We start from the raw sequence: 21273 nt of genomic DNA on the forward strand, positions 1-21273 counted from the left end.
GACCACTGCTCGTCTGAAAGATCCCCTCGCCCCACACCGAGATCATCACGACGCAGAACAAGGGGATCCAGGCACTTTCAAAACACGCCCTAGCCGCACTCGCCCGGTCGGAGGACGGACCCGCATCCGGGGACGATTCCGTCAACCGGGCGTTCGACGGACTCGGCGTGACGCGCGACTTCTACCACGAGTTGTTCCAGCGCAATTCGATCGACGACCGGGGGATGCGCCTGAACGGGTACGTCCACTTCAGCTCGCATTTCAACAACGCATTCTGGGACGGCCAGCAGATGGTCTTCGGTGACGGTGACGGAAGGGTATTCACCGACTTCACGGGATCCCTCGACGTCATCGCCCACGAACTGACGCACGGAGTCACCGAGAACACCGCGGGACTCGTGTACCACAATCAGTCCGGGGCCCTGAATGAGTCCATCTCGGATGTCTTCGGGTCGCTGGCCAAGCAGTGGTCGATGAAGCAGACGGTCGACGAGGCGGACTGGCTGATCGGGGCCGAGATCTTCACTCCGGGGATCGACGCCGACGCCCTACGCTCGATGAAGGCCCCTGGGCAGGCATACGACAACGCCCTGTTCGGCAAGGACCTTCAGCCCGACCATATGAGCAAATACGTCAGCCTGCCGGACACCGAGCTCGGGGACTTCGGCGGCGTGCACATCAACTCGGGCATTCCGAACAAGGCGTTCTACCAGACGGCGGTGGGCATCGGCGGATTCGCGTGGGAGGCTCCCGGACTCATCTGGTACGAATCACTCAAGGCTTCCAGCATGGAGACGCAGTTCCAGGACTTCGCGGACACCACCTACCAGAAGGCCGAGGAACTGTTCGGGGCCGGTAGCGCCGAACAACTGGCCGTGCTGGCCGCCTGGCAGGAGGTGGGCATACAGATCAGCGGGGTCCCGACCGGAGTCGCCCGGGCGCGCAGCCTCGCGGCCGGCCGCGACGGCGGCGTGGGCCGGGAGGACGGCGTGGCCTCCTTGACCAAACAGGTCGGGGCACTGTCCTCTCAGGTGACGGGACTGGCCAAGGAGTTGGCCGCGCTGAAGGGCAAGTGACCGCCGACGAACGACCGGAGGGCGGGCCGACCTCGGCTGATCGAAACGGCGAGAAGCACCGCCCGGCCGTGAAGGTTGTGGACGATGAAGGTGACCCTGGCGACACACGGCGGGCAGGCGGCCGCGATCCGGCTCCGGCTCCCACCCAAGGCCCTGGACACCGACACCCTGCCCACGAAAACCGCCGCGGAGCTGGCCGAGTTGGTGGCGGCGGCCGGCCCGGCGGCCGAGGAGGAACGGCCGCCGGGCCGAGCCCGGGACGCCATGAGCTACACGATCACGGTGGAGAACAATGGCCGCTTGACCGTCCTCACCCAGTCGGACACCACCATGACCCCGGAGTTCGCGGCCTTGCTCGGCTGGCTCGAGAAACACTTCGTGCAGCAATGACGAGTGAGGGCGGCCACCGCGCAACGACCAACAGACGCCGGGCGACCCTCGCCGATGGCTCCATTGACGTGCTCCCTGGCCTGAAGTCCAGGGATTCCGGCCTGGGCCGTCCGGCCCTTCCGGGGGCTTCCTGCTTCACCGCGCTGTGCGGGCGGGTGTGTCCGTCTTACCGGCGCTCCACGGGCGTTTGTGTCTCCGCCCTTCCGGCGGCGACGATACGGCGTCCCTCGACCAGGACGTTACATGCTGCGTTGTGGTCGCGGTCGTGCACCGTGCCGCACCCGCCGCACGCCCACTCCCGGACGTGCAGCGGCTTCGGCCCGTCCCGAAATCCGCAGGCCGAGCAGAGCTGGGAGGACGGGAAGGTCCGGTCCACCCTGGCGAAGGTGCGGCCATGCCGGGCCGCCTTGTACTCCAGCATCCGGGTGAACGCGGACCATCCCGCATCGTGCACCGACTCGGCCAGCCGGGTGCGGCCGAAGCCGGACACCGCGAGGTCCTCCACGTACACCGCTTGGTCGTCGCGAATGATCCGTGTGGAGGCCTGGTGGTGGAAGTCCCGGCGCCGGTCGGCCACCCGCGCGTGCCGGCGTGCGACCCTGCTGCGGGCCTTGGCCCGGTTCTTCGATCCCTTCTGCTTGCGGGACAGCTCCCGCTGGAGGCGTGTGAGCCTCTTCTCCGCCCGGCGCAGAAAGCGCGGGCTGTCGATCTTGCGCCCGTCGGACAGGACGGCGAAGGCGGACAGGCCGAGATCGATCCCGGCTTCGGTTTCCGCCTCGGGGAGGACGTCCGGTGCGGTGTCCACGACGAAGCTGAGGAAGTAGCGGCCCGCGCTGTTCCGGGTGACGGTCACAGAAGTCGGGGCGGTGGGAAGCCGGCGCGACCACTTCACATTGAGGTTGCCGACCTGGGCCACCTATTCTGTGCCGTTCTCCTGCAGGGAGAAGGCGTTGGAGGTCAGGCGCATCCACTGCCGGGTGTCCTTCTTCGACTTGTAGCGGGGCGGCCCGGCCTTGCGGCCCGGTCGCCTGCCGGTGAGCGAGTCGAAGAAGTTCTGGTAGGGCGCATGTGGCACGGTTCGTGTTTCGTACCGGCCCAGATGCCCCGCAGGTTGATGGCGGGACACAGTCGAAGACCTCGGCGGATTCGTCGGCGGCGTCCGCGGCCGGGATCTGGATGCCGGCGTTGTCGTAGGTCATGTCGAGGCGGCCGCACATGTCCACCGTGTGGTCGACCGCGGCGGCGACCTGGTCCTCGTCGGCGACGTCGCAGATCATGGCGATGACGTGGTGGCCTTCACCGGTGAGCTGCTCGGCCTCGGACGTCAGGGCGGCTTCATCGATGTCGGTGGGGGCGACAGCGGCGCCGGAGGCGGCCAGGCCCATGCGGAGGAGACTCCGGTGACGAAGGCGAGCCGGCCGGTGAAGTCGTAGGCGGGGTTCATGGGCGTTCACCCGGGGAGGGCCGGGCCGCGGACAGAGGCCTGAGCGCGTGCCGGCACTGGGCGGGGGGAAGCGGGTCCTGACCGGGTCAGGCCAGTGCATCGATGGTGATGCGGTCGGTGATGGCGAGCCGGCCTCGAGAAAGGCCCGGCCTCCGGTGGGGTGGAGACTCGGCATCTCCACCCCGCCGGAGGTCTTCGCCATGCTCGAGCCCGGCCGATGTCAACAACGCTCGTGACCAATACAGGCGCAGCGTCCCGGCGTCCTGCTCACTCAGCGGGAACGGCATGGCCGAGCGAGGGAAAGCCTGGCGCGCAGCGGGGGCCGCGGGTGGGCGCTTTGCGGCCTACAGGGTGAGCGTGATCGCTGCGGCGATGCCGCCCAGGCCGAGGGCGAAAGCTGCCTCTTTCCAGCCGCCCTTGCCCCAGCGGAACGGGCGGTCGGCAGCCAGCCGGCCCGGACCGATGGCGGTGACGGCCAGGGCGACGACAGCGATACAGACGCTGTATTCCACGCCGCCGTCCGTTTCCCACAGGCCGTGAGCGCCGGTGACCGTGGCCATCGCATTGATCATGACGCCGATCAGGACGGCGGCCGCCAGCGGCGTCAGCAGGCCGAGGGCCAGACCGAGGCCGCCGAGCAACTCGGACATGCCCCCGATCACGGCGAAGAGCCCTCCCGGGTGGTAGCCCAGGGCCTCGAACCCCTTGCCGGTCGCCGCCAGGCCCTCGCCTCCGAAGAGTCCGAAAACTTTCTGAGCCCCGTGTGCGGCCATCAGCAGGCCGAAGGTCAGCCGGATGAGCAGCAGGCCGAAGTCTGCGGCGGTCGCCATGGGCACGGTGGTCCGATGCGCCACCGGTTTCGTGGAAAGGACGGAAGGATTCAGAATGCTTTTGGTCAACATGGCAATGCTCCGGTTGGAACGCCAGAACGAACGTTTCCCCAACTCGACCGGATGTCGAGCACCGGTGACGGGTGAGCTCCGCGTGGTGTCGCGGGCGAGCCCCCTCCCCATCCGATCTTTTCGCTGCGGGCAGCGTCGGCCTGGGCGGCGGCCCGCGGGGGCAGGCGGTCGGTGTGGCGTCAGTGGTCCTGGAGCGCCTGGTCATCACGATCGGTGCCGTTCGGGCCCAGTCGCACGCAGCATTCGCCGGGCTCGGGGGCCAGGACGGCCTGGACCCCGTTGACCTGCAGGCCGGTGAGGTAGCCGAAGAGGAAGGCCTGGTTCATGCCGCACACCAGGTCGGGAGCCTTCGCGGCCAGCGGCTGGAACGGGCAGTTGCGCAGCCGGAGCTGGGTCGGGCCTTCCCGGACGGGCTCGTAGCCGTACCTGTCCAGCAGCCGCTCACAGACGGTCAGCCCCCGCTCGGGGCCCAGGCGCCCCGGACGGATTTCCTCCCGCGCGGCTTCACCCATCTGCCGGCCGCGCTGTTCGGCGGTCCGCACCGCCGCCTGCGCAGCGTTCTCGTCGGCCTCCTCGGTCAGGACGGCGTCCAGGAGAAGGTCCGCCAGGAGTTCGTGGTGCCGGTCGGGGATGTTCACGGTGATCTGGGCGTCGGTGGGCTCGTACACCTTCGGCCGTCTGCCGACCTTGCGGATCCCGCCGGGCGTCTCGTACCGGACGCGCAGCAGGCCGGCGTCGACGAGCTTGTCGAGGTGGAAGGCGGCGAGCTTGCGGGATACGCCGACGCTGGCGGCGGCCTCGTCGCGCGTGACGGCGCGGCCCGCACGGCGGACGAAGGTGAACATGCGCCGCCGTGAGTTCTCACTCAGGACGCTGACGGAGTCGATGGCGCTGCCGACCGCGTCGTTCTGCGCTGTCTGATCGGAAGCCACACGACCACAGTAACTCTCATCTGCGTGGGCACAAGTGCTCTTGTGGCCCTGCATCCTGCATATCTTGACGCTTCCCTTCGATAAAACCAACATTCATTGGTGAAACAAGAGGAGGCTGCGATGACCGATGAGGCGCGACTTCAGGCGGAGCGTCCGGTCAGCGCCTCACTCGCCGGCCCGTAGGGGCACCCGTTCCACCCGATCCCGGTCACGGTGCCGATCGGTTCCTGAGCGACCAGCCCGGTGCTCGACGTCGCTTCCCCTGTCGTCGACCGCCCGGGTTTCCCGACCCAGTCCTCGCAGTGCCCGCAGGCATTCGGAAGGACTCGTCCAGCCGAAGCGCGGGCCCCGGCCGAGGCTCCGCCGCCCGGGAACCCCTGTGCCCTGGACCCCGCGTGCCTCCGCGACTTCGGGGTAGTCGGACCGTGTCCGATATTTGACTACACCATTTGAACGCAAGCCCGCTCGACGGGCGGTGAAATTTCGCAGCAGCAGAGGTCTTGCCCTCGACATTCGAAGGCATGGTCTCTGTGGCGTCGCTTTTGCCTTCAGGTCTCGCCCGGAAGGGCTGACCCCACCCCGGCAGCGTTGCCGGTGCGCCCGAGGAGTACACGTGACCAGCACAGAGCAGGCCCCCAGGCCAGGAGCCGGTACGGCTCGTCCCGAACATCTCGGGCACGTCGTCTTCATCGCGGCATCGGCCGCCATGGGCGGTTTCCTCTTCGGCTACGACAGCTCCGTGATCAACGGCGCCGTCGAGGCCATCCGGAGCCGCTACGACATCGGATCCGCGGAGCTGGCCCAGGTCATCGCCGTCGCGCTGATCGGCTGCGCCATCGGTGCCGCGACCGCGGGCCGCATGGCCGACCGCATCGGCCGCATCCGGTGCATGCAGATCGCCGCGACCCTGTTCGCCGTCAGCGCCATCGGCTCCGCCCTGCCCTTCGCCCTGTGGGACCTCGCCTTCTGGCGCATCATCGGCGGCTTCGCCATCGGCATGGCCTCGGTCATCGGCCCGGCCTACATCGCCGAGGTCGCCCCGCCCGCCTACCGCGGCCGGCTCGGCTCCTTCCAGCAGGCCGCGATCGTCGTCGGCATCGCCACCTCCCAGCTGGTCAACTGGGGTCTGCTCCACGCCGCCGGCGGCGACCAGCGCGGCGAGCTGCTGGGTCTGGAGGCCTGGCAGGTCATGCTGGGCGTGATGGTCGTCCCGGCCGTGCTGTACGGGATGCTCTCCCTCGTCATTCCCGAGTCCCCGCGCTTCCTGCTCTCCGTCGGCCGCCGCGAGCGCGCCCGCGAGATTCTCGCCGAGGTCGAGGGCAAGGGCGTCGACCTCGACGCCCGCGTGGCCGAGATCGAGCACGCCATGAAGCGCGAGCACAAGTCCACCTTCAAGGACCTGCTCGGCAGCAGCTTCATCTTCAAGCGGATCGTCTGGATCGGCATCGGCCTGTCCGCATTCCAGCAGTTCGTCGGCATCAACGTCGCGTTCTACTACTCGGCGACGCTGTGGCAGTCGGTCGGCATCAACCCGACGGACTCGTTCCTCTACTCGTTCACCACGTCGATCATCAACATCGTCGGCACCGTCATCGCGATGATCTTCGTGGACCGCATCGGCCGCAAGCCGCTCGCGCTCATCGGCTCTTCCGGCATGGTTGTCAGCCTGGCCCTGGAGGCCTGGGCCTTCTCGCACCCGCTGGTCGACGGCAAGCTGCCGGCCACCCAGGGCCTGATTGCCCTGGTCGCCGCCCACCTCTTCGTCCTCTTCTTCGCCCTGTCCTGGGGTGTGGTCGTCTGGGTGCTGCTCGGCGAGATGTTCCCGAACAAGATCCGCGCCGCCGCGCTGGGCGTGGCCGCCGCCGCCCAGTGGATCGCCAACTGGATGATCACCGCGAGCTTCCCGTCACTGGCCGACTGGAACCTCTCCGGCACCTACGTGATCTACACGGTGTTCGCGGCGCTCTCCATCCCGTTCGTCCTGAAGTTCGTCAAGGAGACGAAGGGCAAGGCCCTGGAGGAGATGGGCTGACCGCGCCCACGGGACCGAGGAGAAGGGCTCGAGTCCCCGCCGCCCTTCTCCTCGTCCCGTCCGCCGCCTCTCTCGGTCACTGCCCTCCGTGGGGCGGCGACGAGGGCGTCGTCGACGTCGAGTGCCGCCTCACAAGTCGTCATCCGTGGACCACGGGCAGGTTCCCCGCCGTGAAAGTGCGCTCGGTGACCGGGCAGCCCAAGTGCTCGATGCACCAGTCGCTCACTGCTCGATCGTCGAGGTCTGCGGGCATGGCTCTCCTTTCCATGGGTCGTTTTGTCCGTCCGTTCAGGGCCGGGACGGCCGCCCGAAGCAGGTGGGAACCGGATCGGCGTCCTCGCGCCGCAAGCGCTGACCGGATCGGCGAACTGCCACGGGCCCAGCCCAGTGAGCGGAGCCATCCAGGACGGCTCCGACGCCGTCACCCCAGGGCAGACGTCAGGCAACCTCGCTGTCTGCCTCTCGCGGTCGCATGAGGTCCAGGTCCTCGCCCCATGCGTCCAGCACCTCGCCGTGCCCGGCCTCCCGGACCGCCGTCTCGACCAGGGCGAACAGGTGCCGTTGCAGGGATACGTCACCCGTGGTCGAGATGCGGTCCACGGCGCGGAGCAGTACGTCGGTGTCCCAGCCCGGCAGCGGGTACCGGGCGAGCTCCCACTCCAGGTACTTGTTGTAGGGGCGGGGGCGACGATCGAGAGCGAAGAGCAGCTCGAGCAGGAGCCGCATGCTGTCGGCGGCGTCGAGGCGGGTGGCGAGCGCCCGGCCGTCGCGGTGGTTCTTGACGGAGCGGCAGAGGGAGTTGGCGTAGGCGTCGAGCCATCCGCCGGAGTCCCGGAACGCCTCATCGGCATCCAGCCGGTCCCGGTCGGCGAGGATGCGGGCGATGCCTCCGTCGAGCCGGTCGAGCACGATCCGGGCGCGGGCGAGGGCGTAGCGTTCCCAACCGGGCAGTCCGGCCCCACGGAACTCGGTGAGAGTGACGATGACGAGGTCGAGCTCGGCGCTGCGGTGACCCGCGAACCGGGTCAGCTCGGTCCTGGCGTCATCCGCGACGACCACGTACAAGTCGTGGTCGGAGGATGGGGTGATCATGCCGTCGTGGGCTTGGGACCCTTTGAGGACGAGGCCGACGACGGCCGAATCAGCGGCGGCGAGTTCGACGAACGCGTCGTAGGTGAGGGGCTGCTGAGCAGTCATGGTGTGGATCTCCGGTGGGGGACGACGGGTATGCCTGCTGGGGCGGCCCCGTTACGAGGCGCCCCGCACCGTCCGCGGCTGCGCAGGGCCGCCGCCCGGAAGATCAACGCACATCTGGACTCTATCGCCCGGCCGGGCCGTGCGGCAGGGTGAGTGCAGGATCGATCTGGCAAGCGGGGATGGTCGAGGAGCAGGCCGTGCCGCTCCGGAGCAGCCCCTCGGCGGTACGGCGGGTGAGGGGAAAAAACTGGAAGTGGCGCAGGCGCAGGTGAGAGCGTGGTCCCATGAGCACGATCGATGACGTCATCGCCCTGGCCGCCGCCCACGGCCCGCGCCTGTCCGCGCGGGACGCCACCGTGAACGAGGCGGGCCTGGACTACCGCGTCGTCATGGCCTCCGACGCGGCCGACCGGAGGTGGGTGCTGCGCGTACCGCGCCGCGCCGACGTCTCCGAGGGCATGGCCGCCGAGACGCGCATCCTCGACCTGGTCGCCCCCGTCCTGGCCGAGGACTGCGTCGCGGTCCCCGACTGGCAGGTCCGCTCCCCCGAGCTGATCGCCTACCCGGCCCTGCCCGGCGCCCCGGGCCTGACCCTGACCGACACCGGGGAGCCCAACTGGCACATGGACCCTGCCAGCCCGGACTACGCCGAGCGCCTGGGGCGCCTGCTGGCTCGTCTGCACTCCATCGCCCCGGAGCAGGCCGAGGCCGCGGGCGTCGAGGTCCGCACCCCGGCCCAGGTACGGCAGGCGTGGCGGGACGACGTCGCCCGCGTGAGCGAGGCCTTCACTGTCTCCCCCGCCCTGACCGAGGCCTGGCAGGCCTGGCTCGAGGACGACACCTGCTGGCCCGAGCAGACCGTGATGACCCACGGCGAGATCTACCCCGCGCACGTGTTGTTCGACGAGGAGGGCACCATCACCGGGGTGCTGGACTGGACCACCGCCCGCGTGGACGACCCCGCCCGTGACCTGTCCGCCCAGTACGGCGCCGCGGGCGAGGAGATGCTGCAGGCCACCCTCACCGCGTACGAGCAGGCGGGCGGGCACGTCCACCCCGGCCTGGCGGCCCAGGCGAAGCACCTGTGGGACGCCTCCCCGATCGGGTACGCCCTGTACGCGCTGACCACCGGCGCCGAGACCGACCTGGCCACCGCGGCGGCGATGCTGAACCCCGAGGCCTGATGCCCCGCCCGTTCCGAAGACGTGCGAGGGAGCCGCACCGGCTTTCCACACCTTCCCGGTCGGCACGCGAACTGATCGTGCTCTTCAGTGAACTGCGGCAGACAGGGACAGCCGGCGAGGAGGCGATGACGGCGAACACAGGTACGGCACGGAGCGGTGCCTCTTCGGCACCGCCGCCACGGTCGTGGTCGTGTCGGGGGCGCGGGGCCGTGTCGGTCACCGTGCGCGACGTCGCGCCGGGTGGACCAGGGCTGCTCGTGGGTTGACTGGTGCTTGCCGGACCGCCGGGTGGTGTGCCGAACCGGCTCTTGGACGGGGCAGCGCTTCCACCAGCGGCGCGAGCGGCTTCCGGACGCTACAGCTGGAGACGGTCGCCATCCCGGCGACGGCCCTGGTGGCCGAACTGACGCCGATCGGAGTCCGGTTGGCTCGCGACCACGAGCACGGTGCCGTGCTCGGCCTGCACCTTTGCGAAGAGCTCGCGGAGTCTGGGCTTGCTGTTGGGCAGCCGCTTGTCGAAGGCTTTCTTCCCGGTCGGGGTGACGGCGGTGGCGTGGTGTTCGCCCTTGCCGACGTCCGGGCCGAGGAAGATGCCGCGTGGTGGCCGGGGTCGTCGTGTGCGGAGTCGTCGTGTGCGGAGTCGCCGTGGCGTACCCGCTCATACGGGGTGCCGGGGTGCAACGCCGGTTCGGGCTCCGGTGCTGCCGGGAGCCCGGTCGCCCGGTGCGGGTCCGCTCAGTGCGGGTCCATGGGCTGGAACACACATCCTGCGTACGCTCCCGCGGCGTACGAGATGACATCGGCGCGCCCGGCGGGCAGGCCCCGCAGGAACGTACCCGCGTAGCGCCTCCCGATGAGGAACGCGCCCCAGTTGAGGATCCACTCGGCCGGCTCGCCCGTCTGCGGGTCGGGGAAGAGCTCCGGTACCGGGGTGACCAGTTCCTGGACGATGTGGGGCTGGGACAGGGCCCGCTGGAGGCTCGCCGCCCATTCCTCGTCGGTGACCGCCCGGCCGAGAACCGTTCCCGAACCGCCCAGCCCGTGTGCCGGCTTGAGCACGAGGCCCTCACGGTGGCGCAGACAGTGGGCGAGCAGATCGACCCGCTCGCCCCGCACCGTCGCGGGACCGTGACGCAGTTCGTGGGTCCACGGCAGCAGGCGCGCCACGAGGTCCTTCTCCCGCGGGGTGAGTGTGGACTGGCACTGCTCCTCCCACAGCATGGCCAGGGCGCGTTTGTTGCCGTGCATCGAGGTGCGCAACGGCGACAGCACGGGCACCTCGCACCGCGCGAACACGCCCAGGAGTTCCTCGGCGGCAGACGTCGTGGCCGCGTCGGCCGTCAACTCGCCCAGGGTGAAGTAGCGGTGGACCACGTCGACGGGGCGCCCCCGGACGACCACCCGGCCACCGGACTCGCTCACCTGGCCCGTGTGGCAGCCGAACGCCTCGATCCCGTGCGGGGCCAGCAGGCGGGCGAGCACCGTGATCTCGGGCTCCGTCTCCCGGTAGCCGGAAGGACAGTCCATCAGGGCCACCCGGCACGGGTCCTGCGTACGTCCGTTCTGCTCTGCCGTCGCCCGCACCGCTTCGGCGAGCGCGGAGACCGTGTCCGGGAAGCCGAGCCCCTCCGCCGCGACGAACTCGGCGACTGCCGCGTCCCCGAGCAGCAGCCGGTTCATCTCGGGGATCTGCAGACCGCCCAGGGCGCTGCTGAGGTTGAACTCGAGCAGCTTGAAGCCGTGCGCGTCCCGGTAGAGGTCGGCGCGGCCGATGCGGACCGGCGCGGGCACCGGCGGGCGCAGGGCCAGACGTGCCTGGTGGGGGCGGAGCCCGACCGCGCCGGCGAAGGCGTGCAGGTCGCCGTCGAAGAGGCGCCCGGGAAGCGAGAACAGCATGTCCACCACACCGTTCAGGTCGGCTTCCACGCGTGCGGCCGCGTTCGCCGTCAGGAACACGGGGCGGCTCAGGAAGCGGTCCTCCAGTGCCGCGCGTACCGTGCGCAGGCGGTCCGGGTCCAGGGACTCCAGGGTTGTCGACCGCCGACCAGCGTCGGTTTCCAGGTAGCGGGAGGTGATCGGATCGGCCGGTCGCCCGGTGCTGGGCGGTGTGCGGAAGGTGTCCATCGTCGGCTTTCTCGTTGCGTCGGGATGGTGACGCGTCGGAACGGTCGCGGTCAGTCGTGGGCCGGGCTCTCTCGCCCCGCGCAGGGCTCCGTCACGATGCGCACCAGGCTCAGCGCGGCCCGCGCCCGGTCCAGCGCCTCGTCGGGTGTCGCGCCCACCGCGATCACCGCTCCGCAGCGGTCGTCCGATCCGCGCAGCGGTGTCACGGTGTCGCCGGGCGCGACGTCGGGGGCCGCGGTGACGACGCCGGGGCTCGCGGCCGCCTCCTGCCATCCCGTGACGTCGGTGACGACGCCCGGGCAGGCCGTCGCGAACCAGGTCGCGGCGGCACGGGCCGGGGCACGAGGCCGGGGCGAGTCGAAAGGCAGCCCGGCGAGCTGGGCGGCGAGCAGGTCACGGACGTCGGTTCCGCTGACCTCGCGGACCAGGTCGATGATGCCGTCGCCGCCGGGACGGTTGTGGGACTCGACGATCCGGGGCCCGTTCCGGGTGAGGATGATCTCCGTGTGGGCGGGTCCCTCGGTCAGGCTCATCGCGTCGAGGAACCAGCGGGTGGCGTCCGCGAGGGCCGCGTACTGGTCCGCCTCGATCCGTGCGGGAACCACGTGGCCGATCTCGACGGCGTTCTCCCCGGTGAACTTCTCGGTCACCGCCAGGATGTGGTGCTCGCCCTTCTCGGAGAACGACTCCACGCTGAACTCCGGCCCGTCGAGGAACTCCTCGGCGAGAAGGCCGCCGGGCCGGGCCGCGACCCGGCGGGCGGCCTCGGCCATGTCGTCGGCGCCGCTCACCACGAGGACGGACTCGCTGCCGGAGCCGTCGCGCGGCTTGACCACGACGGGCAGGCCGGCCTCGGCGATGAACGCGTCGACGTCCCCGGGGGCGTGCAGCAGTCGGGCTCGCACGGCGGTGCCGTCCGGCGAGCCGTCGAGGCGCTCACGCATACGCACCTTGTCCTTCAGGGCCAGCACCGTTTCCAGCGTGTTCCCCTGCAGTGCGAGGACGTCGCGGATTCGGGCCGCGATGGTCAGGAACCGTTCCCGCACGGTGACGACACTCCGGAAGGGCAGCTCGCCGTGCAGGGTCACGGCCCGGCGTACCCAGGTGTCCTCGTGGTCGTCGGGCAGCAGCAGCGCCTCGTCGCACGCATCCCGGTGGCCGGGGCCGAACTCGTCGCGCGTGCCGCCGTAGACGACGTACATGCCGTGGGCGCGCAGCGCCCGTGGCAGCCGGGTGCCGCCGCCGAGGACGAGCACCGCGGGCCGGTCCGGCGCGGTGGCCGGGCCTTCGGCGGTGGCGAGGGACGGGACGAGGGGGGTCGGTCCGGTGTGTTTCATGCCAAGTCCTGTGTGGTCCGAGGGCGGGGGACGACGCCGGCCAGGGCCCGGGCCGCCGTGTCTCCGGCGCGTTGCGCCGTGCGGGGAGCGGCCGCGGCGGTCACGGCCACCACGAGGCCCACCAGCAGCCAGCCGCCGACCGGGCGCCAGTCGGGGCCGGAGGCGAGGCACAAGGTCGTCAGCACCATGGGCGCCAGTACGCCGGTGACGCCGCGGCCGAGGGAGAAGAACCCCTGGTACTCGCCGTGCGAGCCGTCCGGCGCGAGTTCGTAGCTGAGCCCGTAGCTGCCGGCGGAGTGCCACAGTTCGCCGACCGTGTGCAGCACCATCCCGACCACGAGCAGAGCGAAGGCCGTCAGAGGCGCCGGGACGAAGACGACGCAGGCGATCACGGCCCAGCCGAGGCACAGCACCCAGCCCGAGCGGCGCACCGCGCGGGCGGCGGTCACCGCGTCCCCGGTACCCCGGGAGAACGGCACCTGGAACAGCACGACCAGCACGGTGTTGGCCAGGATGACCACGGAGATGCTCCACTGGGGCGCGCTGCTGTGGCCGGCGATCCACAGGGGAAGCGCCAGTGACAGCACCTCGTAGTGGATGCTGGTCACTCCGCAGACCAGGGTGACCAGCGCGTAGGGCCGGTTGCGCAGGACGGTGCGGCGGGGCGGCGCCGCGGGTCCGGTGGGGGCGGGCGGGACGGGCGGCACCTTGCGCAGGGGCAGCGCGGCCAGGACGTACGCTGCGGCGTTGACGAACACGACCGTGAGGTAGCCGGTGCGGGTGTCGGCCGCCAGGGCGAATGCGGCCAGCGCGGAACCGATGCTCAGGCCCGCGTTGGTGACGGACTTCAGCAGGGCGCGCAGCCGTACCCGTGCCTCCCCGGTCCCCACGCTGCTGATGACGGCTCCCCGGGCCGCGCTGCCGCCGCGTTCGGCGACCGCTGCGACGGAACTGACCGCGATGAACGCCCACAGTGAGTGGACCAGGGCGAACGAGGCGGTGGCCAGAGCCTGGGCGAGCAGGGCGGCGCCGTACGTGCCGCGGGCGCCGAAGCGGTCGGCCATCCGGCCGGCCGGCACGGCCGCTGCCAGCCCGACCAGTCCCGCCGCGGCGAGGCCCACACCGACCTGGGACGGGGACAGCCCGACGGACCGGGTGAAGAACAGCGCGCTGACCGGCAGCAGCAGGCCGCTGCCGGTCTGTCCCACGAAGGTGGACAGGACGAGCGCGCGCGGTGCTCCCCGGTCCGGCAGCGCGTGCCGTATCCGGGTCAGGCCCCGCCCCGCCGTGCGCGCTCTCGTCGGTTCAGTCATCTGCGGCCCTGCCGGACTCCGCCAGCTCCGCGAGCTTCGCCAGGACGAGCCCGGCGTGCCGCTCCGGCTCGGGGACCGGGTGGATCAGGGACCGTACCCGGCCTGTGCGGTCGAGTACGACGCCGGCGCGGGCGAACAGCGTTCGCTCTCCGACCCTCACCTCCGGCACTCCGAGCTCCCGGCCGAGGGACAGGTCGTCGTCACCGACCAGCGGGAAGCCAAGCCCGCGGCTCCTGGCGAACTCGGCCAGGTGCCCCGGGGCATGCGCGCTGACGCCGAGCACACGGGCACCGGCACGCGCGAAGGCGGCGGCCTCGTCGCGCGCGGAGCACAGCCCCGTGGTGCAGCCCGCGAGTTCGGGCAGCCGCTCGCCGATGCCGGGCTCGGTGATGAAGAACAGGACGGTCCACTCGTGGTCGGCGGAGGGGACGGCGACGGGTCCTTCGGTGGTCTGGACGGTGTTCTGCATGGTGGTTCCTTCGAAAGGTGCGGGAGTGCTGCGGCTTCGGCAGGCGATGCTCACACGGAATCCGCGTACCGCTCCACTTCCCAGGCAGTGACGAGGCGGTGCCAGGCGTTCCAGTCGGCGCGGCTGCTCTCCAGGTGGGCGTGCACGGCGAGTTCGCCGAGGGCGTCCCGGACGACGGTGTCCTCCGTCAGACAGCGCAGCGCGGTGGGCAGGTCGGTGGGCAGGGGCAGGATGCCGCGCGCGGCGAGTTCCGCACCGCTCATGCCGTCCGTCGGTTCCTCGCAGGCGTCGGGGAGTTTCAGCCCGAGGTCCTGTCCGTCGGCGAAGGCGGCGAGCACTCCCGCGAAGAGCAGGTGCGGGTTGGCCGACGGGTCGGGGCTGCGCATCTCCAGGCGCATCGAGGCCGGTACGGCCGGGTCGCCGACGACCTTGAAGGCGGTGGACCGGTTGTGCCGGGCCCAACTGCGGTGCACGGGGGTGCCGGAGGCCGGGACGAGGCGCTTGTAGGAGTTGACCGTCGGGTTACCGAGGGCGGTGAGGGCGGGTGCGTGCTCCATGACGCCGGCGAGGGAGTTGCGGAACAGACCGGACATGCCGTGCGGGTCAGCGGCGTCGTGGAACAGCGGGCGGTCGGCGGCGTCCGTGCCGCTCAGCGAAACATGGACGTGAAGCGCGTTGCCGTACAGGTGGGCCAGCGGTTTGGGCATGAAGACCGCCCGCAGGCCGGCTCGGCGGGCCATGGTCCGGGCCGTGTGCTTGAGCAGCAGCAGCCGGTCCGCGGTGGCGAGGGCGTCACCGTGCTGGAAGACGATCTCGCGCTGCCCGGCGCACACTTCGTGGTGGTGCCCGGTGACGGTGCAGCCCAGGCCCTCCAGAGCCTCGCTGATGTCGCGGCACACCTCGTCGGCGTTCTCGCGCTCGCCGAGGTCCCAGTAGCCGCCCCGGTCGGACGGCGTGAGGACGTCGCCCCCCTCGTCGCGCAGCAGGTAGAACTCGGCCTCCACACCGAAGACGGGCCGCTGCCCGCGGGCCTCGGACGTTTCCACGGCACGGCGCAGCACCGCGCGCGGATCGGCGGCGAACGGCCGCCCGCTGCCGTCGAGCACGTCGCAGAAGACCATGCCGACGGTGCGCCCGGACGGGGTGCGCCACGGCCGTACGACGAAGGTGTCGGCATCGGGCGCGAGACGCAGGTCGCTGTGGTCCGGGTCGCCGTGGCCGAGCAGCACGGAGCCGTCCAGGCACCAGCCGGCCTCGCGGACCGCGTCCCATCGGACGGAGGGGATCTCCAGGGTCTTCAGCCGTCCGGCGACATCCGTGAACAGCAGCTGGATGAAGTCGGTGTCGATCGGCTTCTCACCGGTCGGGGCGGCGTGGACGGTCACGGTTCTCCTCGGTGTGACGGGGAGGGCACGGTGGCCCGGGTGGTCAAGGCCACGCTCACTGTGACGTCCGCCGGAGGCGCCGAGGGCACGTAGGCGGACAGCACCCGGTCGGAGAGCAGGCCGAGGGAGCTGAGGTTGGGGAATCCGGGTCCCTGGGCGAGGGCGGCCAGGTTGGGCAAGTGGAGGGGAGCGGGCAGTCCGGGCACGGACAGCGTGTGGCTGATGATCCGTTCCAGGCTGTCCTGGGTGGTCGGGCCACCCGTGGCGCGGGCCAGCGCCGCGCTCGCCAGCGGGCCGAGCAGCTCGGTGAACCACATCGGATCGCCGCCGGTGGCGTCGACCAGCAGATCGGCCTCGAGGGTGCGGAGCTGCCCCCCGTACTCGTAGCTGACCTCAAGGGCTCCACCACGGGCCGGCCGGGCTCCGGTGACCCGGCCGGACTGCCACGACACCCGGGCCGTGCGGGCCAGATCCCGCTGGACGTCCTGGGAGAAGACGGCGCGGTCGGTGCGCCGAATGAACTCCCTGCGGTCGTGTTCGGTCAGTGCGGGCCAGCCGGTGGGATCGCTGTAGTAGCGGTTCTCGAAGGGACTTTCGCCTCTGCTGTACAGCGTCGCCCGTGGCGCCACCACCGTGACGTCCCGTTCCTGGGCGAGGGCGAGTTCCCGTACGACGGTTCCGGCGGTCTCGCCGGAACCGACGACCACGGTGTGCCGGAGGCCGGCGGGCAGGCCGTCGGCGGCCAACTGCCAGAAGCCGGCCGTGTCCACGATGCGGTCGTCGGTGGCGGTCACCACCGTGCCGCCGCGCGGACCGGGTCCGGAGACCAGCAGTCCGCGGCCGTGCAGGGTACCGCCGGAGGCCGGGCCGGTGTAGGTGAGGGTCCAGCCGCCGTGCTCCGTCTCGGCGGTGCGTACCTCCCCGGTCACGACGCGCAGTCCCGCCTCCTGGGCCGCCCACTCGAGGTAGTCGGCCCACTCCTGGTGGCTGGGCTGCGGGCGGCCCCTGTCGATCCAGCGCGCGTAGGCGCCGCGGCTGAGCAGGTGGCCGGTCCAGCTGAAGTCGGACATGCGCTGCACGATCTCGCCGACGATGGGGTCCTGCCGGCTTCCCCACACGGAACAGTCGTAGGGGAATCCGAGGTCCTTCTCGGGCAGGGTGCCCAGTTGCTGGCGGCCGTTGGTCCAGCCGTGTCCCGCTCGCCAGTTGGCGGCGGTGCGGTTCCGTTCGACGGCGACGACCTCCGGGGCGTCGAAGCCGACGGCGCGCAGCACCTTGGACTTGGCGGCGAGCGCGACGGCCTTGGGGCCGGCGCCGATCACCAGGAAGGGGCCGTCGTCGTGGACCATGTGCGGGTACGTCCGTTCGCCCTGCCAGGCGACCGGCGGCGGTGCCAGGTCTCTCATCAGCGCCTCCCGGCTCACAGAAAGCGGCAGGGATCGAAGGCGGTGGGGATGCTCTTCCCCGCCCCGCCTCGAATCCGCTCGGCGAGCTGCTCGGACACCACCTGCGAGTACGGCATGCCGTGCCCGCTGAACGCGGCCATGACCCACAGGCCGGCGCGGCCGGGCCAGGCACCCACCAGCGGACACCGGTCGGGTGTGAAGGCCATCACGCCGCTCCAGGCGCGCACGACCGGCACGCCGGTGGTCTGCGGCAGCAGGGCGGGCAGCGCCTGTGTCAGCCGTTCGGCCAGTTCCGGTGAGAAGGCGGGGGTGTTGCCGTCCTCGGGCAACTCGATGTTCTCGTCGCGGTTCGGCACGGTGGTGCGCAGGCCGCCGAGCAGCAACGAGCCGTCCTGGTTCTGGCCGCCGTACACCAGGCCGCGGTCCAGACCCCACTGCGGGATGCGGAACGGCACGGGAGCGGTCTGCACCAGCTGACCGCGCACCGGCGTGATGACGGGGGCCAGTTCGGGCAGCAGGTGTCCGGTCCAGGCGTTGAGGGCCACCACCACCTGGTCGGCGACGACTTCTCCCGAGTCCGTGACGACACGCCAGGACCCGTCCTGCGCGTCCTCCACGGCGGTCACGCGGACGCCCAGACCGAACTGAGCGCCGTGCCGCCGGGCGGCGGCGGCGATACCGCGCACGTAGGCGACCGAGTGCACCGCGTCCTGGTCGGGCCGGTGCAGGCCGCCGAGGACGGTGTCCGGCAGGTCGGTGCCGAACACCCGCCGGGCCTCGGGCAGGTCCAGCCACTCGGCCGCGATGCCGTCCGCCTGCAGCGCGGCCGCAGTGCGTTTGAGCTCGAGCGCCTCCTCCTCACTGTCCGTCAGGTCGAGCTTGGACGTGGTGGTGCGGGCCGCGTCGAGCCCTTCGCGGGCGGTGACCTCACGCACCAGATCCCGGTTGACCAGCGTCGCGCGGTAGATGGCGAGTGCCTCGGCGTGGCCTAACTTGTCGATGGCGACGGCGTGCTGAGCGTTACCGCCCTGGATGACGCGGCCGGCGTTGCGGCCGGAGGAGCCCATGGCGGGGCTGGGGTTGCGGTCGAGCACCAGGGGGCGCAGGCCGGCCAGGGCGAGCCAGTAGGCGAGGGTCGAGCCCATGACGCCGGCGCCGAGGACGCAGACATCAGCGCGTCCCGGCAGGAGCCGGTCGCCCTGCGTCCAACTCGGTCCGCTCGCCAGCCAGCAGGAGTCGGGGGATTCCATGGAAGTCCTTGGATACGAGAATGCGGTCACCGGCTCAGGTCCAGCACTCGGCGCTGGGCAGCCGCCGCGCGGGCGGCTCGCCGGGCGCCGGCGGGGAGGTGACGACGTCGACCATGGCGGCGACGCGCTCTGCGCGCTGCACCGCGTCCGCGGTGTCCGCGCCGACGGTGACGACGTACCCGAGGCGGTGCAGGTTGGTGGTGACGGTTTCGACGACGTCTCCGGGACGCGTCAACAGGACGAGCCGCTCACGGGCGGGGTCGAGGAGCGCGGACGCCTCGGGGACGCCGTCGACGCGACGCACGACGCCCGATCCGGCGGTCAGGAAGCGGATCGCCGCCGCGCCGGTGAACTCGGCGGCGGCGAGGGCCTCGAGGTCGACATCGGCGCCGAGCGCGAGGTCGGCGGCCAGGTCGTACACGTCGATCCCACTGGTGAGGCGGATGAGGTCCATGATGCAGTCGCCGGCCGGGCGCGGGTTGACCTCGACGATGCGGGGGCCGTCGGCCGTGAGGATCATCTCGGTGTGCGCGATGCCGTGGTCGTACCCGACGGCCTTCAGTGCCGCCTCGGCGACGCTGCGCACCTCCGCCCCCAGGCCGCCCGGCAGGCGGGCGGGCAGGGCGTGGCCGAGTTCGACGAAGGAGGTGCCGCGCGTGGTGAGTTTCTCGGTGCACGCGAGGACGACCGTGCGGCCGCCGACCGTCACCGTCTCGACGCTGATCTCGTTGCCGGTCATCTCCTCCTCGGCAAGCAGACGGCCGGTCTTGGTGAACCCCGCGGCGTGCTCCCAGGCCGCGTCGAGTTCCTCCGGTCCACCGGCGCGGATCACTCCACGTCCCGCCGAGGAGTCGGCGGGCTTGAGGATGAGCGGATAGCGCAGCCCGACCACGGCTGCCGAACGGTCCGCGGGTGTCGGCGCCACCGCGTCGAGGGCTCGGAACCCGGGCCCGGGCACTGCGTGCTCGGCGAACCGGGTGCGCGCCCAGACCTTGTCCGTCAGCGCCCGCAGGGTCTGCGGTGAGCAGCCCGGCAGGGCGAACTCCTCGGCCAGACGCGCCACCACGGGCAGTGTGGAGTCGAGGAAGCCGATGACGCCCTTACGACCGGGAGCCGCGGCGAGCGCGGCACGGCAGGCGGCGTAGATCTCGTCCGCCGGCCGCTGCGGTGACAACGGGATCTGCCGGTCGGCCAGTCTGAGGTAGGCGGCGGTGCTGCTCTCCGCCAGTGCGAGATCGAAGTCCGTGCGGGAGATCCACGAAGTCAGCGCCTGCTCACGGAGGCATCCCACACGGACCAGCAGCAGGAGGGCCCTCGGGTCCAAGGCCACGCCTTTCCTTTGAAAGCGATCAGGTGCGTCGGGCGAACGGATCGTCGCCCGTTCACCCCCACCCCGTGTCCGCGGCTCCGGCCGCGGCAGTGTGGCCCGCCGTGACGCGGTGTCCGCTCTCCGTCTCCCGGTCGCGCTCGGTCGTGTGCGTCAGTACCGATGCGGCGGCGGTCAGTGCCATGGACAGGGCGAATATCCATCCTTTGATCGTGCTCATGCCCCGTTTCCTCCCCCTTCACGGAGTTCGCTGTCCGAAATCCGGACTCGATCTTCACCACTGAACCCGCACGTCCGCCACAGAATTGACGGATCACCATCAGGCACTGCCGGAAACGGAAGGCTGAATGAATGGCAAGCAAACATGAAGTAAACAACGAAAGCGGACCTGATGCGGCGACCAGGGCGCTGCAGTTGCTCTACGCAGGGGCACTGCGGCAGGGGGCGAGCACGCGCGAGGAACTGGTCCGCGGTCTGAATTTGCCCAGTACGGCAGTCGACGACGCCTTCGAACGACTGGGAGAACTGGGCCTGCTGGAGCCGTGCCCGGACCGGCCGGGGGTGTACGAGCCGCGGCTGCTGGAGTCGGCCGAGGTTCGCGTCGTCGCGCCCCTGCAACGCGCCCTGCGCGAGGCCCAGACGCAGGTGGACGCCGTGCGGGGCGAGTTCGCGGCGCTGCGGGAGGTCCAGGCGGCGGGTGCCGGCCGGGGCGACGTCCTCACCGTCGACGCGCGGGACGTCAACCCCATGCTCGAGGAGGAGGCCCAGAACTGCCGGACGGAGGTGCTGACGGCTCAACCCGGCGGTCCTCGCCCGGTGAAGGTCCTCAGCCGGGCTCAGAGCCGGGATCTGGCGATGCTGGAGCAAGGCGTCCGGATGCGGACGATCTACCAGCACAGCGCCCGCTTCAACCCCGCCACGGAGGCCTACGTCGAACGCCTGGTCGCGGGCGGCGCCGAGGTCCGGACCCTGCACACCCTCTTCCCGCGGCTGATCGTCTTCGACCGGCGCACGGCGTTCCTGCCCGCCCACGACGGGCCGGGCGCCCTGCGCATCCGTCACCAGGGCGTGGTGACTTTCCTGGTCAGCACTTTCGAGACCGCCTGGCACACGGCGGTGCCCTTCGCCTCGGCGTACGAGACGCGGCGCGAGGGATTCGTGATCTCCGACATGCAGCAGGCCATCGCCCGGCTCCTGCTGGAGGAGGCCAAGGACGCCGCCATCGCGCGCCAGCTCGGTATCAGCGAACGTTCCTGCCGCCAGCACATCGCCAAGCTCATGACCCAACTCGGCGCGAACAACCGCACGCACCTCGGGTTCCTGCTGGCGTCGGCGATCAGCGGGGAGGGGGGCTCCGACTCATCCGACTCAAAGGCATCGGCCGAGCTGCCCGCGGTCCGCGATTCCGGAGAGTGAGGCGCGGTCGGTTTCGGTGAATCTGGGTCGGCCGGCCCGGCGGTGCAGGACCGGCAGGTGGTGCCGCAGCGCGCGGATCTCGAGGTCTT

19 protein-coding genes and 2 pseudogenes are annotated in these 21273 nt (G+C 71.0%); 5 read left to right on the plus strand and 16 right to left on the minus strand.

Annotation, left to right across the window (positions count from 1 at the left end; genetic code table 11):
• Nucleotides 1–167: 167 nt before the first annotated feature.
• Both ACWEQO_RS24825 and ACWEQO_RS24830 read left to right on the plus strand, forming a co-directional pair.
• Nucleotides 168–1076 carry a M4 family metallopeptidase gene (locus ACWEQO_RS24825; protein WP_452985278.1) on the plus strand — a complete coding sequence of 303 codons (909 nt, stop codon included), beginning with the start codon at nucleotides 168–170 and terminating at the stop codon, nucleotides 1074–1076.
• A gap of 84 nt (nucleotides 1077–1160) precedes the next feature.
• Nucleotides 1161–1466: a protealysin inhibitor emfourin gene (locus ACWEQO_RS24830; protein WP_361462392.1), complete on the plus strand. Its 306-nt coding sequence runs from the start codon at nucleotides 1161–1163 to the stop codon at nucleotides 1464–1466.
• Nucleotides 1467–1632: 166 nt separating this feature from the next.
• On the opposite strand, the gene ACWEQO_RS24835 is transcribed toward ACWEQO_RS24830, so the two are convergent.
• The 5 genes and pseudogenes from ACWEQO_RS24835 to ACWEQO_RS24855 all read right to left on the minus strand — a co-directional run bounded on the left by ACWEQO_RS24835 (nucleotide 1633) and on the right by ACWEQO_RS24855 (nucleotide 4744).
• On the minus strand, nucleotides 1633–2319 hold the full coding sequence (locus tag ACWEQO_RS24835; protein WP_452985279.1) for an RNA-guided endonuclease TnpB family protein: 687 nt from the start codon (nucleotides 2317–2319) through the stop codon (nucleotides 1633–1635).
• A 63-nt stretch (nucleotides 2320–2382) separates the two neighbouring features.
• Nucleotides 2383–2541 (minus strand): hypothetical protein, encoded by a 159-nt coding sequence (locus tag ACWEQO_RS24840; protein ID WP_452985280.1) that lies wholly within the window; start codon nucleotides 2539–2541, stop codon nucleotides 2383–2385.
• Between the two features lie 109 nt (nucleotides 2542–2650).
• Nucleotides 2651–3112, minus strand: a pseudogene (locus ACWEQO_RS24845) (SDR family oxidoreductase); the annotation flags it as partial.
• 142 nt (nucleotides 3113–3254) lie between these two features.
• A complete protein-coding gene (locus tag ACWEQO_RS24850) occupies nucleotides 3255–3740 on the minus strand; it encodes a DoxX family protein (protein WP_361462394.1) in 486 nt (161 codons plus the stop codon).
• Nucleotides 3741–3991: 251 nt separating this feature from the next.
• Nucleotides 3992–4744, minus strand: a complete 753-nt coding sequence (locus tag ACWEQO_RS24855; RefSeq protein WP_452985281.1) for a helix-turn-helix transcriptional regulator — start codon at nucleotides 4742–4744, stop codon at nucleotides 3992–3994.
• Nucleotides 4745–5357: 613 nt separating this feature from the next.
• Between ACWEQO_RS24855 and ACWEQO_RS24860 the strand changes: the two genes are divergently transcribed.
• Nucleotides 5358–6776 carry a sugar porter family MFS transporter gene (locus tag ACWEQO_RS24860; RefSeq protein WP_452985282.1) on the plus strand — a complete coding sequence of 473 codons (1419 nt, stop codon included), beginning with the start codon at nucleotides 5358–5360 and terminating at the stop codon, nucleotides 6774–6776.
• 438 nt (nucleotides 6777–7214) lie between these two features.
• Here ACWEQO_RS24860 and ACWEQO_RS24865 read toward each other — a convergent pair whose 3' ends face one another.
• Nucleotides 7215–7973, minus strand: a complete 759-nt coding sequence (locus ACWEQO_RS24865) for a hypothetical protein (RefSeq protein WP_452985283.1) — start codon at nucleotides 7971–7973, stop codon at nucleotides 7215–7217.
• A gap of 284 nt (nucleotides 7974–8257) precedes the next feature.
• On the opposite strand from ACWEQO_RS24865, the gene ACWEQO_RS24870 reads away from it, so the two are divergent.
• A complete protein-coding gene (locus tag ACWEQO_RS24870) occupies nucleotides 8258–9157 on the plus strand; it encodes a macrolide 2'-phosphotransferase (RefSeq protein ID WP_361459006.1) in 900 nt (299 codons plus the stop codon).
• Between the two features lie 415 nt (nucleotides 9158–9572).
• Here ACWEQO_RS24870 and ACWEQO_RS24875 read toward each other — a convergent pair.
• From ACWEQO_RS24875 to ACWEQO_RS24920, 10 genes and pseudogenes are all read right to left on the minus strand, one after another.
• Nucleotides 9573–9749 (minus strand): annotated as a pseudogene (locus tag ACWEQO_RS24875) (IS110 family transposase); the annotation flags it as partial.
• Between the two features lie 143 nt (nucleotides 9750–9892).
• On the minus strand, nucleotides 9893–11281 hold the full coding sequence (locus tag ACWEQO_RS24880; protein ID WP_452985284.1) for a hypothetical protein: 1389 nt from the start codon (nucleotides 11279–11281) through the stop codon (nucleotides 9893–9895).
• A 50-nt stretch (nucleotides 11282–11331) separates the two neighbouring features.
• Nucleotides 11332–12618, minus strand: a complete 1287-nt coding sequence (locus ACWEQO_RS24885) for an ATP-grasp domain-containing protein (RefSeq protein WP_452985285.1) — start codon at nucleotides 12616–12618, stop codon at nucleotides 11332–11334.
• A complete protein-coding gene (locus tag ACWEQO_RS24890; RefSeq protein WP_452985286.1) occupies nucleotides 12615–13931 on the minus strand; it encodes an MFS transporter in 1317 nt (438 codons plus the stop codon). The genes ACWEQO_RS24885 and ACWEQO_RS24890 overlap by 4 nt, the downstream gene beginning before the upstream one ends.
• Nucleotides 13924–14400, minus strand: coding sequence for a redoxin domain-containing protein (locus ACWEQO_RS24895; protein ID WP_361458998.1), 477 nt, complete (start codon nucleotides 14398–14400; stop codon nucleotides 13924–13926). The genes ACWEQO_RS24890 and ACWEQO_RS24895 overlap by 8 nt, the downstream gene beginning before the upstream one ends.
• A gap of 50 nt (nucleotides 14401–14450) precedes the next feature.
• Nucleotides 14451–15785 carry a glutamine synthetase family protein gene (locus ACWEQO_RS24900; RefSeq protein ID WP_361458996.1) on the minus strand — a complete coding sequence of 445 codons (1335 nt, stop codon included), beginning with the start codon at nucleotides 15783–15785 and terminating at the stop codon, nucleotides 14451–14453.
• Nucleotides 15782–17191, minus strand: a complete 1410-nt coding sequence (locus ACWEQO_RS24905) for a SidA/IucD/PvdA family monooxygenase (RefSeq protein WP_361458994.1) — start codon at nucleotides 17189–17191, stop codon at nucleotides 15782–15784. Before ACWEQO_RS24905 ends, ACWEQO_RS24900 begins: the two co-directional genes overlap by 4 nt.
• Before the next feature lie 14 nt (nucleotides 17192–17205).
• The gene (locus tag ACWEQO_RS24910) at nucleotides 17206–18441 is read right to left on the minus strand and encodes an NAD(P)/FAD-dependent oxidoreductase (RefSeq protein ID WP_452985287.1); all 1236 of its coding nucleotides are present in this window, start codon (nucleotides 18439–18441) and stop codon (nucleotides 17206–17208) included.
• Between the two features lie 34 nt (nucleotides 18442–18475).
• Nucleotides 18476–19771, minus strand: coding sequence for an ATP-grasp domain-containing protein (locus tag ACWEQO_RS24915; RefSeq protein WP_452985288.1), 1296 nt, complete (start codon nucleotides 19769–19771; stop codon nucleotides 18476–18478).
• 52 nt (nucleotides 19772–19823) lie between these two features.
• Complete coding sequence (locus tag ACWEQO_RS24920; protein ID WP_452985289.1) at nucleotides 19824–19988, minus strand: hypothetical protein; 165 nt, start codon at nucleotides 19986–19988, stop codon at nucleotides 19824–19826.
• A gap of 131 nt (nucleotides 19989–20119) precedes the next feature.
• Between ACWEQO_RS24920 and ACWEQO_RS24925 the strand changes: the two genes are divergently transcribed.
• Nucleotides 20120–21184, plus strand: a complete 1065-nt coding sequence (locus ACWEQO_RS24925) for a LuxR C-terminal-related transcriptional regulator (RefSeq protein ID WP_452985290.1) — start codon at nucleotides 20120–20122, stop codon at nucleotides 21182–21184.
• Nucleotides 21185–21273 lie beyond the last annotated feature (89 nt).

The sequence above is a fragment of the Streptomyces sp. NPDC004051 genome (assembly GCF_053604275.1).